Raw genomic sequence first — 13,325 nt, 5'->3', positions numbered from 1 at the left:
TGTCGCGGTCGTCCTGCTGACGGTCATCGGGCTGAGCCTGGCCTTCTGGAAGCCGGCCTTCGTGGTGCTCGTCACCGTCATCGCGCTCGTCGGCGCCCGGGAGCTGGCCACGGCCATTCGGCAGGGCCGCGTCCACCCACCCCTGCCGCCGCTGCTGGTGGCCGCGGCCCTGGTCCCCCTGGCCTACTGGGGCGGAGCGGATGCGCTGACCGCCGGCTTCGCCGCGGCGGTGGCGCTGGTCGTGCTGTGGCGGGCCGCGGCCCGCCGGAGGGGGCGGTCCGCGACATCGCCGGCGGGGTCTTCATCGTGGCCTACGTGCCGCTGCTGGCCGCCGTCACCTCGCTCATGCTGGCGGCGCCCGACGGGGTCGGGCGCATCATCACCTTCATCCTGGTCACCGTCGCCTCCGACACCGGGGGGTATGCCGTCGGCGTGCTCCGCGGGCGCACCCCCATGGCTCCCCAGCTCTCCCCGAAGAAGTCCTGGGAGGGCTTCGGGGGGTCGGTGGCCACCAGCGCCCTCGTCGGCCTGGTCTGCGTCACCTTGCTGCTGGACGGGCCGTGGTGGGCGGGTCTGCTGGTCGGCGGGGTGGCCGCGGCGTTCGGCACCGTGGGTGACCTCACCGAGTCGGCGGTCAAGCGCGACCTGGGGATCAAGGACATGGGTGACCTGCTGCCCGGGCACGGCGGGCTCATGGACCGTCTCGACTCGCTGCTGGTGACGGCCCCGGTGTGCTGGGCCCTGCTGCACGTGCTGGTCTGAGGCCGGCCGGAGTTCGCGCCGGAAGGGCTCGACCTGAGACACTGGGGGCCTGATGACCACCGAGCTGCCGCCCCCCACCACCGCCCGTCCCGTGCCGGGGGCCCTGACCTTCACCGCCCCCCGACGGGGCAAGGCGCCGCGGCACCTGGCCGACCTCGACCCGGCCGGTCGCAAGGCGTGGGCCCAGGAGCTCGGCATCCCCGGGTTCCGCGCCGACCAGGTTAGCCGGCACTACTTCGAGCGCCTCACCACCGACCCGGCCCGGATGACCGACCTGCCCAGGGCCGGGCGCGAGGAGTTGGTGGCCGGGCTGCTCCCGCCGCTGCTCACCCCGGTCCGCACCCTGTCCGCCGACGAGGGTGCCACCCTCAAGCAGGTCCACCGGCTGCACGACGGGGCCATGGTGGAGTCGGTCCTCATGCGCTACCCCGGCCGCGTGACGATGTGCATCTCCAGCCAGGCCGGGTGCGGGATGAACTGTCCGTTCTGCGCCACCGGCCAGGCCGGGCTGACCCGCAACCTGTCCACGCCGAGATCGTCGAGCAGGTCGTGGCGGCCGCCCGGGCCCTGCGCCACGGCGACCTCGAGGGCGGGGACGAGGGCGAGGGTGACACCCGGGAGGCCCTGCGGGTCTCCAACGTCGTCTTCATGGGGATGGGTGAGGCCCTGGCCAACTACACGGCCTCGCTCGGCGCGATCCGCCGGCTCGTCGACCCCTCGCCGGCGGGCCTGGGGATGTCGGCCCGCGGGGTCACGATGTCCACGGTCGGTCTCGTGCCGGCGATCGACAAGCTGGCCGCCGAGGGCATCCCGGTGACGCTGGCGCTGTCGCTGCACGCGCCGGACGACGAGCTGCGCGACGAGCTCGTGCCCATCAACACGCGGTGGAAGGTGGACGAGGCGCTGGATGCCGCCCGTCGCTACTTCGACGCCACCGGCCGGCGGGTCTCGATCGAGTACGCCCTCATCCGCGACATCAACGACCAGGCCTGGCGCGCCGACCTGCTCGGGGACAAGCTCAACGCCCGGGGCCGGGGGTGGGTCCACGTCAACCCCATCCCGCTCAACCCCACGCCCGGCTCGAAGTGGACCGCCTCCCGCCGGGGCGTGGAGCAGCAGTTCGTCGAGCGCCTGCTGGCGCACGGCATACCGACCACCGTCCGCGACACCCGGGGCTCGGAGATCGACGGGGCCTGCGGCCAGCTGGCCGCGACCGTCTGACCCGCGATCGCCGCCGGCGCGGCCGGTGACGCACGCTCAGCGCGCCCGGCCCAGCACCCGGTCGACGGCCTCCGGGACGGTGTCCACGAGGTGCAGCGCGCCCGCCATCGACCGGCCCCGCCCCAGCGCCTGCAGCAACGGCCACACCGGCAGCGTCGTCGTCCAGTGCTCGCGGCCCACGAGCACCAGCGGCCGCGGCGGCCCGGCCGCGGGCGCGTCCACCTCGTAGTAGAGGCGGGTGGCCATCTGGAAGACCTCCTGCACCGTGCCCGCCGCCCCCGGCAGCACCACGAGCCCGTCCCGGGAGTGGGCCAGCAGCAGGTCCTCGCGCAGGGCGTTGGAGAAGAACTTGGCGATGACCTGGGCGAAGGCGTTCGGGGGCTCGTGCCCGTAGTACCAGGTCGGGATGCCCAGCGAGCGCACCCGGCGCGGCCCGGGGCTCGGGCGGCCCGCGCCCAGCCGCAGCCGCAGCGCCGGGCGCACCCAGGCGGCGATGTCCGGGGCGAAGTCCGGGACCGCGGCCAGCACGTGCAGGGCCTCGGCGAGCAGGGTCTCGTCGCCCGCCCAGGCCCCGAGGTTGGCCGCCTCCATCGCGCCAGGCCCGCCTCCGGTCGCGACCAGGAGACCCTCCTCGGCCAGGCGGTGCCCCAGCAGGGCCGCGGCCGCGTAGTCGTCGCTGCCCCGGCGCAGCGCGTGCCCGCCCATGACACCCACGACCTGGCGCCCCTCGACCACCGCCGTGAGGGCGTCGGACATCGCGTCGTCGTGGATCGCGCGCAGCACCGTGACGTAGGCGTCGTGGCGCAGGGCGGCGTCCTCGAACCACCGGTAGGCGCGGGCGTCCACGGTCTGCTCGTAGCCCTCGGTCTCCAGCCCGTCGTACAGCTCCTGGGCCGTGTAGAGCCGCGCCCGGTAGGGGTCGACGGGTGCCCGGGGGTCGCTCGGGAAGATGATCGCCCCGTGCTCGCGCAGGTGGGCCTCCACCTCAGGGTCCAGCCGGCCGCCCAGGACGACGATGTCGCTGAGGTCGTCCCGTCCGAGCAGGAGCTCGCGGTCCGCCGTGAGGTCCACCCCCTGCAGCCGGAGGCCGTGCATCGGCTCCGGGGAGCGCAGCAGGACCTGCCAGGTCAGCTGGTCCTCCACCTCGCGGCCGGGGACCGTCCCCAGGCTCTCCACCCGGGGGTAGCGCACCTCCTCGGTGCCGGAGCACCCCACGGTCGTCCCCGCCACCCGGCTGCTGACCGGGCCCGCGCTGCTCGTCATACCGGGCAGCCTAACCAGGCCCGGCCCCGCCCTGGCCCGGGAGGCCCGACGGGTGTTGGATAGTTCCATGAGCACCGACGCCCAGCAGAGCTACCGCGACACCGTGGCCCGCAGCCTCGCGGACCCGCAGGCTTTCTGGTCGGAGGCGGCCGGGCTCATCGACTGGATCACCCGGCCCACGGTCGTCCTGGACGACTCCCGTCCGCCGTTCTACCGGTGGTTCCCCGGAGGGCGGCTCAACGTCTGCTACAACGCCCTGGACCGGCACGTCGTCCACGGCCGGGCGGACCAGACCGCGCTGATCTACGACAGCCCCGTCACCGGCTCGCAGCAGTCCTTCACCTACGCCCAGCTGCTCGACCTGGTCGCCCGCTTCGGCGGCGTGCTCCGGGACCTCGGCGTGGGCAAGGGTGACCGCGTCGTCATCTACATGCCGATGGTCCCCGAGGCGGTCGTCGCGATGCTGGCGTGCGCCCGGATCGGTGCGGTGCACTCGGTCGTCTTCGGCGGCTTCGCCCCGGCGGAGCTGGCGGCGCGGATCGAGGACGCCGAGCCCACGGTCATCGTCTCCGCCAGCTGCGGCATCGAGCCGAGCCGGGTGGTGCCCTACAAGCCCATGCTCGACGAGGCGATCTCCCGCTCGGCCCACAAGCCGGACCACTGCGTCATCCTCCAGCGCGAGCAGCACCCCTGCGAGCTGGGGGAGCGGGACCTGGACTGGAAGCAGGTCATGCACCCCGACGCGGTCGCGCCCGCCGAGTGCGTCCCGGTCGAGGCCACCGACCCCCTCTACGTGCTCTACACCTCCGGCACGACCGGGAAGCCCAAGGGCATCGTCCGTGACAGCGGCGGGTATGCCGTGGCCCTGCGCTGGTCGATGACCAACCTCTACGGGGTGCAGCCGGGCGAGGTGTGGCTGTGCGGGTCCGACGTCGGCTGGGTGGTCGGGCACTCCTACATCGTCTACGCCCCACTGCTCACGGGCGCCACGACCGTGCTGTTCGAGGGCAAGCCGGTCGGGACGCCGGACGCCGGGGTCTACTGGCGGATGATCGAGGAGCACGGCATCGTCTCGGCCTTCACCGCGCCCACCGCCGTCCGGGCCATCAAGAAGCAGGACCCGGACGGGCTGCTGGTGCGGGACTACGACATCACCTCCCTGCGGGCGCTCTTCCTGGCCGGCGAGCGGCTGGACCCCGAGACCTGGCGGTGGGCGACCGAGCACCTGGACGTGCCGGTCATCGACAACTGGTGGCAGACCGAGACGGGGTGGCCGATCGCCACCAACCCGATCGGGATCGCCCTGTTCGACATCAAGCCGGGCAGTCCGACGCTGCCGACGGTGGGCTACGACGTGCGGGTCCTGGACGAGACGGGCCGGGAGGTCGAGCCCGGCACCGAGGGGGCGATCTGCCTCAAGCTGCCCATGCCGCCGGGGACGCTGCCGACCCTGTGGCAGGACGACGACCGCTACGTCTCCTCCTACCTGTCCGCCTTCGACGGTTACTACCTGTCCGGGGACGGGGGCTACCTCGACGAGGACGGCTACGTCTACGTCATGGGCCGGACCGACGACGTCCTCAACGTCGCCGGCCACCGGCTCTCGACGGGGTCGCTGGAGGAGGCGCTGGCCGGGCACCCCTCGGTCGCCGAGTGCGCGGTCATCGGGGTCAGCGACCCGCTCAAGGGGCAGGTCCCGCGGGCCCTCGTGGTGCTCAAGGCCGGTATCGACCCGGACGAGGCAGGCCGCGAGGAGCTGGTGGCCCAGCTGGTGCGCAGGGTGCGGGACGAGGTCGGTGCCGTGGCCGCCCTTCGGCAGGTCGACGTGGTGGACGCCCTCCCCAAGACGCGCTCGGGCAAGATCCTGCGCAAGACCATGCGGCAGATGGCGGACGGCCAGGACGCCATGGTCCCCTCCACCATCGAGGACCGCTCGGTGCTCGACGCACTGGCACCGGTGCTCCGCGGGGAGTGAGCAGGCGCGCCGGGACCGTGCCTGTGGACAACCGCGACGGCGGACCCGGAGAAGTGCCTACCCTCGGGCGTGAGCCGGGTGGTCCGCACCCGGACCGACCCGAGGGGGGTGCGAGATGGGGTATGCCGTGGGCGTGGACGGTGACCAGGTCGACGCCGCGGCGGCCCGGCTGGCCGAGGTCGCCCGGGAGCTGAGCGCGGCGGGCGAGGCGTTGGCCGGGGCGCTGCGGTCGGTGGCCGACGCGACCGCGGCGGGTGCGCTCGCCTCCGCGGCGACTGGAGCCGCCCCCCGCTGGCGGGGCGGCATGGGGGCGGTCGCCGAGCACGGCGCCGGCCTGGCGCGGGCCACCTCGGCCGCGGCGGACGCCTACCGTGCGGTGGAGAGGCGATGCACCCAGGGATGGGCCGGGCCCGGTGGGGGCGGGACCCGATGGGGCCGGTGACGGGCGCCGGCGCGGTGGTGCTTGCCACGTCGCCCGAGGAGCTGCGCCGGGCCGCCCGCGTGCTGCGCACGGTGAGCGACGGGCTCGAGGGCCTCGGTGACCGCGTGCAGCAGGCCGATCTGACCGGGGACGCCTGGACCGGGCTGGCCGCGCTGGAGCACCGGGCCCGGACCGGGGCGCTGCGCCGTCTGGTGACCCTGACCGCGGCCCCCGGGCTCGAGGTGGCCGGAGCCCTCGAGCGGTGCGCCGAGGTGGCCGAGGACGCGGGAGCCCGCGCCCGGGCGGGGCTGCGTCGCCTCGAGCAGGGGATGGCCGAGCTGCGGTCGCTCCGCACGCTGGGGCCGCCTCCCGAGCCCCTGCTCGAGCAGGCCTGGCGGCGTCGGGTGGCCGAGGTGGAGCAGGAGGTGGAGCAGGCCCGCCGGGCCGTCGCCCGGGCGGAGGAGGTCTTCGACCTCGCCCAGCGGGAGGCCGCCGGGGTGCTCGGGCGCGCCTGGTCGGTGGTCGAGGAGGCCCCGGCCGTCCGGGAGCTCGCCGCCGACCTGCGGCGTGCGGTGACGGGCCTCCCCAGGCACGTGGCCCACGTCGTGCGCACCACCGACATGGTGGTCTCGCTGGCCCGCGCGCGTTGGGCGGCCGAGGCCCCGGCCCGCGCGCTCGCCCTGCAGCGGGCGACGCTGCGGCTGCAGGAGCTCTGGCTCCAGCTGCGGGCCCCGGGCGAGGCGCGACGACGCTTCGGACGGACGCGTCTGGTCCCCGGCCCGGTGGGGTGGGTGAGCGCGTGGCTCGCGGCGTGGTCGGACGTGCAGGACGGCGGGGGCTACGAGGGGTGGCGGGGTGGTCTGACCCGGGTCCTGGCGCGGGGGGCGCTGGTGGGCGGGCCGGTGGCGCTGATGGGGCTCCACCCCGCCCTGGCCCCGGCGGCCCCGGTGGGCCTGGGCCTCATCTCCGCCTACCAGGCGTGGACGCTCGGCAACGTCGTGTGGGACAGCGTGCCGACCGTCGTGCGCTACACCCGGCTGGCGGTGCGCCACGCCCCGGTCGTGCTGGAGGCCGTGGGCGCCGCCGCGGTCCGGGCGCGGAACCGGGCGACCGCACGGCTGCGGGAGCTGCGGGCGGCCGGCTCCCGTCGTGCGGCGGAGGTGGGCCTTGCCGGATCCCGTCGCGTGGCGGAGGTGGGCCTTGCCGGATCCCGTCGCGTGGCGGAGGTGGGGGCGCGGGTGCGGGACGTCACCCACGAGGTCACGTGGCGGCTGCCGGGCGCCGGGCCCCTGCGCGACCGGATCCGGCAGGTCGGGGTCCCGATCCGGCTGCCCGCCGTGCCGCTCGGGCCGGTGCTGCGCGTGCCGGTCGACCTGGGGCGGTCGTCCTGGGCAGGGACCCACCGGTGACCGGCACAGGTGCTCCCCTCCCCGCGGCGGAGCCAGGCGCGGGGCAGGAGGAGGCCGACCTCGAGCCCGTCGATCCCGGTCCGCCGGACGCCGCCCCGGGCGCGCTGCTGGCCCTCACCTCGACGGAGCTGGCCGTGCTCGAGGCGGCGCACCTGGCGGGTCTGGTCGGGTGCCGGCCCGAGCCGGGGAGGGACGAGGAGGACCGGTGGGTCGAGGCGATCCGCTCGCTCACCGCCCGGGGGCTGCTCGACCGGAAGGGCACGATCGACGGCACCACCGCGGCGGGGGAGATGGCCCAGACGCTGCTGGACGTCCGGCTCGGCGCCGCCACGATGGTCGTCGGCGAGCGGCTCCTGGGGGACCCGGGGCACCGTCGGGACCTGCGGACCCTGCACCTGCTGCCGGTCGGGGCCGTGCTGGAGGACGTGCACCCCGACGGTGTCCACGGTCTCGACCTCGTCCTCGACCCGGCCCTGCTGGTGCGGGCGGTGACCGACCTCATCGTCCCGCCGGACCTCGGCTGCCACACCCAGGTCGCACCGGGGGCCCCTGGACCGCGCCCCGTGGTCGTGCACCCGGGGGAGGTCGAGCTCCTCCCCGCCCTCCTGGGGCACCCCACCGTTCTCGCCGAGCTGACCCTCGTCGAGCAGGGGGCCCGGGCCGAGGGGCACCTGGTCGCGCTGGGGCCGGCCGGATGCTGGGCGGCCGCCCGGGAGGAGGACCCCCTGCGCTTCGTCCCGGTGGCGGCGGACTGGGTGAGGTCGACGGTCACCGGCTGGGTGGAGAGGGTGGTGGAGCGGGCGGCGGACGGATGAGCGAGGGCGGAGCCGAGGGGGAACCTGGAAGGAGCCACGGCGCCCGGGGGGCACAATGTCCCGGTGACCTCCCGCAGCGTGACCATCCTCGGCTCGACCGGCTCGATCGGGACCCAGGCGATCGAGGTGATCGACACCCACCCGGGCAGCTTCGAGGTCAGGTCGCTGGCGGGGGCGGGTCCGACCTGGGCCTGCTGGCCCGGCAGGCGGTCCACCTGCAGGTCGAGCGGGTCGCGGTGGCCCGCCCGGACGCCGCCGACCCTCTGCGGGAGGCCATCGAGGCGCGGGCCCGGGAGGTGGGGAGCACCGCATACCGGCCGGAGGTGGTGGCGGGACCGGACGCGGCCGGACTGGTCGCCGCGGACGGGGCCGACGTCGTCCTCAACGGGATCACGGGCAGCATCGGTCTCCGGCCGACGCTGGCAGCCCTCGGGGCCGGCAGCGTCCTGGCGCTGGCGAACAAGGAGTCCCTCATCGTCGGTGGCCCCGTCGTGCGGGCCGCGGCCGCCCCCGGGCAGATCGTCCCCGTCGACTCCGAGCACAGCGCGCTGGCGCAGTGCCTGCGCGGGGGTCGCCGGGAGGAGGTGCGCAGGCTCGTCGTCACCGCCTCCGGCGGCCCCTTCCGCGGTCGCAGCCGGGCCGAGCTGCACGAGGTCACCCCGCGGCAGGCCCTCAACCATCCGACGTGGGACATGGGGCGCGTCGTGACGACCAACTCCGCCACCCTGGTCAACAAGGGGCTGGAGGTCATCGAGGCGCACCTGCTCTTCGACATCCCCTTCGACGACATCCAGGTCGTCGTGCACCCGCAGTCGGTCGTGCACTCCATGGTCGAGTTTCACGACGGGTCGACGCTGCTGCAGGCCTCTCCGCCCACCATGCACATCCCGATCGCCCTGGGGCTGTCCTGGCCCGACCGGCTGGTCGACGTGGCCCCTCCCTGCGACTGGACCACGGCGGCGACCTGGGAGTTCTTCCCGCTGGACGACGAGGCGTTCCCCGCGGTGCGCCTCGCCGAGCAGGTGGGGCGGGCCGGAGGCACCTACCCGGCCGTCTACAACGCGGCCAACGAGGTGTGCGTCGACGCCTTCCACGAGGGCCGGATCCGGTTCCCGCAGATCGTCGACACGGTCGCCGCGGTGGTGGACGATCATGGAGGGAACCCATCGGCCGCCTCGTCGGTTGATCTCACCGTGGACCAGGTGCTCGCCGCCGACGCCTGGGCCCGGGGAGCGGCCTCCGACCGGATCGCCGCCAGCAGGACCTGAAGGAGACGACGCACATGCTCTACCTCGTCGGGGTGCTCGTCATCGCCCTCGGCATCGCGCTCTCCATCGCGCTGCACGAGATCGGCCACCTGCTGCCCGCCAAGCTGTTCAAGGTGCGGACCACCCAGTACATGGTCGGCTTCGGCCCCACCCTGTGGTCGACGCGGCGGGGGGAGACGGAGTACGGCGTCAAGGCGGTCCCGCTCGGCGGCTACGTGCGGATGGTGGGGATGTTCCCGCCCCGTCCCCAGGACGGCGGGCGGTTGCGTGCCGGCAGCTCCAACCCCTTCCACCAGATGATCGAGCAGGCGCGCGCGGACTCCCTGGAGGAGGTCCGGCCCGAGGACCACGACCGGGTCTTCTACCGCCTGCCGGTGTGGAAGCGCATCATCGTCATGGCCGGCGGACCGCTGATGAACCTCGCGATCAGCGCCGTGCTCGTCACCCTGATGCTGACGATGCACGGTCTGCCGACCGTCCTGACGACGGTCAGCTCGGTCTCGGACTGCGTCGTGACCGGCACCGAGGACACCGGGTGCGAGGGTCGGCCCGCGGCGCCGGCCAGGGCGGCGGGGCTGGAGGTGGGCGACACCGTCGTGGCGGTCAACGGCACCCCGGTCGAGGACTGGGGCCAGGCCACCTACCTGATCCAGAACTCCGGGGAGCGCGCCACCTTCCTGGTGGAGCGGGACGGCGCACGCCGGACCCTGACGGCCGACCTCGCCGAGACGGAGGGCTACCTGCGGGCGCCGGACGGCACGCTCGTCCTGGACCCGGACGGTGACCCGGTCCTGGGTCCGGTCAAGTTCTTCGGGGCCAGCGGCACCTTCGACTACGTCCCCCAGCCGGCCAGCGAGGCACCGGCCGTCGTCGGGGAGATGTTCACCGGGACCGCCCGGATCGTCCTCACCCTGCCGCAGCGGCTGGTGGACGTCGCCGAGGCGGCGTTCAGCTCGCAGGAGCGGGACCCCGAAGGTCCGATGTCGGTCGTGGGGGTCGGACGGGTCGGCGGCGAGATCGCCCAGGACGGCCTGACCGAGGGGGACACCCTCGTGGACCGGTGGTGGTTCCTCGTCTCGCTCATCGCCTCCCTCAACATGGCGCTGTTCGTCTTCAACCTCATCCCGCTCCTGCCGCTGGACGGTGGGCACATCGTGGGGGCCCTGTGGGAAGGGGTGAAGAAGGCCTTCGCCCGCGTCACCGGTCGGCCCGCGCCCGGCCCGGTGGACACGGCCGCCGCGCTGCCCGTCGCCTACGTCGTGGCGGTGGCGCTGCTGGGGATGGGCGTGCTGCTCATCTACGCCGACATCGTCAAGCCGATCCGGCTCACCTGAGGCCGGCACGGACCGGGCCGGCGCAGCCTCGTCCAGACCGCGCCCAGACCCGGATGCGACAATGGATCCCATGACAGCTGGTGTCCCCATCTCCCTCGGCATGCCCTCGGCCCCGCCCCCGGTCCTCGCCCCCCGGCGACCCACTCGCAAGATCCGGGTCGGCAAGGTGGAGGTCGGGGGGGACGCCCCCATCTCGGTGCAGTCCATGACGACCACGCCCACCACCGACATCAACGCCACGCTGCAGCAGATCGCCGAGCTCACGGCCACGGGCTGCGACATCGTGCGGGTCGCGTGCCCGAGCCAGGACGACGCCGAGGCGCTGCCGGCCATCGCCCGCAAGTCCCAGATCCCGGTCATCGCGGACATCCACTTCCAGCCCAAGTACGTCTTCGCCGCGATCGACGCCGGCTGCGCCGCGGTGCGGGTCAACCCCGGCAACATCCGCAAGTTCGACGACCAGGTCAAGGAGATCGCCCGCGCGGCCAAGGACGCCGGGGTCTCCATCCGGATCGGCGTCAACGCCGGGTCCCTGGACCCCCGGCTGCTGGAGAAGTACGGCAAGGCCACGCCGGAGGCGCTCGTGGAGTCCGCCGTGTGGGAGGCCAGCCTCTTCGAGGAGCACGACTTCCACGACTTCAAGATCTCGGTCAAGCACAACGACCCGGTCGTCATGGTGCGGGCCTACGAGATGCTCTCCGAGCGGGGGGACTGGCCCCTGCACCTGGGCGTCACCGAGGCCGGGCCTGCCTTCCAGGGCACCATCAAGTCCTCCGTGGCCTTCGGCGCCCTGCTGTCCAAGGGCATCGGCGACACCATCCGTGTCTCCCTCTCGGCGCCCCCGGTCGAGGAGGTCAAGGTCGGCAACCAGATCCTGCAGAGCCTGAACCTGCGGCCGCGCAAGCTGGAGATCGTCTCCTGCCCGTCCTGCGGCCGGGCCCAGGTCGACGTCTACACCCTCGCCGACCAGGTCACCGCCGGGCTCGAGGGCCTGGAGGTGCCGCTGCGGGTCGCCGTCATGGGGTGCGTCGTCAACGGCCCGGGCGAGGCTCGCGAGGCCGACCTGGGCGTCGCCTCGGGCAACGGCAAGGGCCAGATCTTCGTCAAGGGCGAGGTCATCAAGACGGTGCCCGAGAGCCAGATCGTGGAGACCCTCATCGAGGAGGCCATGCGGATCGCCGAGGAGATGGGGGAGCCCGTCGACGGCGACGGCGCCCCCGCGTCCCCGACGGTCACCGTCGGCTGAGCCCGGGTGCCCGGCGTCCGGTAGTTTCGGCCCATGAGTCCAGACCCGATCCGCAGGGAGACCGCGCGGCACGCGGTCTGGGACGAGGTCTGCGACGCCTTCCACCTCCTGGACCGGCAGGACCTGTCGGTGGTGCAGGAGGTGCTGCCCGCGGGCACGGTCACCGAGCCGCACGCCCACCAGCGGTCGCGCCAGTTCTTCTACGTCCTGTCCGGCACGGCGACGGTCGTCCTCGGCCGGCGGGAGCTCACGCTGGAGGTCGGTGACGGCATCGAGGTCCCCGCCCGCACGGGGCACCACGTGCGCAACGAGGGCGCCCACGACCTGGAGCTGCTCGTCATCAGCGCGCCCCGGGTGGGCGGGGGGCAGCACGGCCGCGGCTCGGCCCGCCGCACGCTGGGGCGCGACCGGGGCGGGGTGCTCGTGGCGAGCCACCTGCGACGCACCCGGCGCAGCGACCTGGCGCAGGTCGTCTCCTTCGAGGAGGCGCAGGACACCCAGCAGTTCCTCGGGGAGGGTGGGCTGGAGTGGCACCAGGGGGTGCTGGGCGACCCCGACATGGAGCACTGGGTCCTCGTGGACCGGCTGGACCGGGTCGTGGCCTTCGGCATCCTCGCCGGGCTCTCCCGGCCCGACGTCGTGGAGATCCGACGCATGGTCGTCGCGCCCGAGGGCCGCGGCCAGGGTCTGGGGCGGCTGCTGCTCCGGTCCCTCCTGGAGCAGGCGCTCGCCAGCCCCAGGGTCCAGCGGGTGTGGCTCGACGTGAGCGCGGACAACACCCGGGCGCGCAGCCTCTACCGCGCGCTCGGTTTCCGCGAGCGGCCGGCGCCCCCGGACGCCACCCTGCTCGAGAACGGCGTCTACATGGAGTGGTCGGGCGCGGCCGCGACCCGGACGCGGTGAACGCCGGCTTCCTCCCCGTGCGTCAGCTGGTCCTCGTGGACCTGCTGTCGATGATGCTCGCCACCCGCGTCGGCGAGCGCGCGATCATCGCCGTGGACGGGCCCGACGGGGTCGGCAAGACCCGGCTGGTCGGGGAGCTCGTGGCCCTGGCCCCCCACGTGGCCGGTCGACAGGTCCACGCGGTGTCGGTCGACGGCTTCCACCGTCCCCGGGAGCAGCGCTACGCCCGGGGCCGGACGGGTGAGACCTACTACGAGGACGCCTTCGACTACGACGCGCTGCGCGAGCACGTCCTGCGGCCCTTCCGCGCCGGGGGCGCGGTCGTCCCGGAGGTCTGGGACCTCGAGGCCGACCGCCCCGCACCCGCGCAGCCCGTCACCCTCGCCGACGACGCCCTGCTGCTCGTGGAGGGGGTCTTCCTGCGGCGTCCGGAGCTGCGTGGGGAGTGGGACGCCACGTGCGTCCTCATGGCCCCCGCCGAGGTCACCGTACCCCGGGGCAACGCCCGCTTCCCCGGGCGGCGGGTGGAGGGCGACGACGACCCGGCCTCCCCGGCCAACGCCAGGTATGTCGAGGCCCACCGCCTCTACCGGCTGCAGGCCCGCACGTGGCAGCCGACCTGGATCGTGGACAACACCGACCTGCAGCGCCCCGAGCTCATCGTCCCCGACCCGGACGAGCCCCAGTGGTTCGAACGCTGAGCGCTGC

The 13,325-nt window shown here is 74.3% G+C and carries 10 protein-coding genes and 2 pseudogenes; 11 read left to right on the top strand and 1 reads right to left on the bottom strand.

Annotated elements, in window-relative coordinates; all coding sequences use genetic code 11:
* Positions 1-246 precede the first annotated feature (246 nt).
* Both E3Z34_RS19015 and rlmN read left to right on the top strand, forming a co-directional pair.
* Entirely contained in the window at positions 247-762 is a 516-nt protein-coding gene (locus tag E3Z34_RS19015) for a phosphatidate cytidylyltransferase (RefSeq protein WP_238695134.1), read from the top strand.
* Between the two features lie 52 nt (positions 763-814).
* Positions 815-1,983 (top strand): annotated as a pseudogene (gene rlmN, locus E3Z34_RS11355) (23S rRNA (adenine(2503)-C(2))-methyltransferase RlmN).
* Between the two features lie 36 nt (positions 1,984-2,019).
* Here rlmN and E3Z34_RS11350 read toward each other — a convergent pair.
* Entirely contained in the window at positions 2,020-3,246 is a 1,227-nt protein-coding gene (locus E3Z34_RS11350) for an LOG family protein (protein ID WP_134773683.1), read from the bottom strand.
* Positions 3,247-3,313: 67 nt separating this feature from the next.
* Between E3Z34_RS11350 and E3Z34_RS11345 the strand changes: the two genes are divergently transcribed.
* The 9 genes and pseudogenes from E3Z34_RS11345 (at position 3,314) to E3Z34_RS11305 (ending at position 13,318) form a co-directional block, all read left to right on the top strand.
* Positions 3,314-5,221: a propionyl-CoA synthetase gene (locus E3Z34_RS11345; protein ID WP_134773682.1), complete on the top strand. Its 1,908-nt coding sequence runs from the start codon at positions 3,314-3,316 to the stop codon at positions 5,219-5,221.
* A gap of 115 nt (positions 5,222-5,336) precedes the next feature.
* Positions 5,337-5,663: a WXG100 family type VII secretion target gene (locus tag E3Z34_RS11340; RefSeq protein WP_134773681.1), complete on the top strand. Its 327-nt coding sequence runs from the start codon at positions 5,337-5,339 to the stop codon at positions 5,661-5,663.
* Positions 5,609-7,051, top strand: coding sequence for a hypothetical protein (locus E3Z34_RS11335; RefSeq protein ID WP_158288667.1), 1,443 nt, complete (start codon positions 5,609-5,611; stop codon positions 7,049-7,051). Before E3Z34_RS11340 ends, E3Z34_RS11335 begins: the two co-directional genes overlap by 55 nt.
* On the top strand, positions 7,048-7,866 hold the full coding sequence (locus tag E3Z34_RS11330; protein ID WP_134773679.1) for a hypothetical protein: 819 nt from the start codon (positions 7,048-7,050) through the stop codon (positions 7,864-7,866). The genes E3Z34_RS11335 and E3Z34_RS11330 overlap by 4 nt, the downstream gene beginning before the upstream one ends.
* A 63-nt stretch (positions 7,867-7,929) precedes the next feature.
* Positions 7,930-9,134: pseudogene (dxr, locus tag E3Z34_RS11325) on the top strand (1-deoxy-D-xylulose-5-phosphate reductoisomerase).
* A 14-nt stretch (positions 9,135-9,148) separates the two neighbouring features.
* Entirely contained in the window at positions 9,149-10,468 is a 1,320-nt protein-coding gene (locus E3Z34_RS11320; RefSeq protein WP_134773678.1) for a M50 family metallopeptidase, read from the top strand.
* Between the two features lie 70 nt (positions 10,469-10,538).
* Positions 10,539-11,714 (top strand): flavodoxin-dependent (E)-4-hydroxy-3-methylbut-2-enyl-diphosphate synthase, encoded by a 1,176-nt coding sequence (ispG, locus tag E3Z34_RS11315; RefSeq protein ID WP_134773677.1) that lies wholly within the window; start codon positions 10,539-10,541, stop codon positions 11,712-11,714.
* Between the two features lie 33 nt (positions 11,715-11,747).
* Entirely contained in the window at positions 11,748-12,617 is an 870-nt protein-coding gene (locus tag E3Z34_RS11310; protein WP_134773676.1) for a GNAT family N-acetyltransferase, read from the top strand.
* A complete protein-coding gene (locus E3Z34_RS11305) occupies positions 12,614-13,318 on the top strand; it encodes a nucleoside/nucleotide kinase family protein (protein WP_238695133.1) in 705 nt (234 codons plus the stop codon). Before E3Z34_RS11310 ends, E3Z34_RS11305 begins: the two co-directional genes overlap by 4 nt.
* Positions 13,319-13,325 lie beyond the last annotated feature (7 nt).

Origin of the sequence: Ornithinimicrobium flavum (genome assembly GCF_004526345.1) — a bacterium.
Classification (GTDB): domain Bacteria; phylum Actinomycetota; class Actinomycetes; order Actinomycetales; family Dermatophilaceae; genus Ornithinicoccus; species Ornithinicoccus flavus.
This window is presented reverse-complemented; position numbering and strand designations above follow the sequence as displayed.

Coding starts and splice junctions, on each gene's coding strand:
- E3Z34_RS11340 (WP_134773681.1), top strand. CDS start 5,337: ATGGGGTATGCCGTGGGCGTGGACGGTGACCAGGTCGACGCCGCGGCG.
- E3Z34_RS11350 (WP_134773683.1), bottom strand. CDS start 3,246: ATGACGAGCAGCGCGGGCCCGGTCAGCAGCCGGGTGGCGGGGACGACC.
- ispG (WP_134773677.1), top strand. CDS start 10,539: ATGACAGCTGGTGTCCCCATCTCCCTCGGCATGCCCTCGGCCCCGCCC.
- E3Z34_RS11320 (WP_134773678.1), top strand. CDS start 9,149: ATGCTCTACCTCGTCGGGGTGCTCGTCATCGCCCTCGGCATCGCGCTC.
- E3Z34_RS11345 (WP_134773682.1), top strand. CDS start 3,314: ATGAGCACCGACGCCCAGCAGAGCTACCGCGACACCGTGGCCCGCAGC.
- E3Z34_RS11335 (WP_158288667.1), top strand. CDS start 5,609: ATGCACCCAGGGATGGGCCGGGCCCGGTGGGGGCGGGACCCGATGGGG.
- E3Z34_RS11310 (WP_134773676.1), top strand. CDS start 11,748: ATGAGTCCAGACCCGATCCGCAGGGAGACCGCGCGGCACGCGGTCTGG.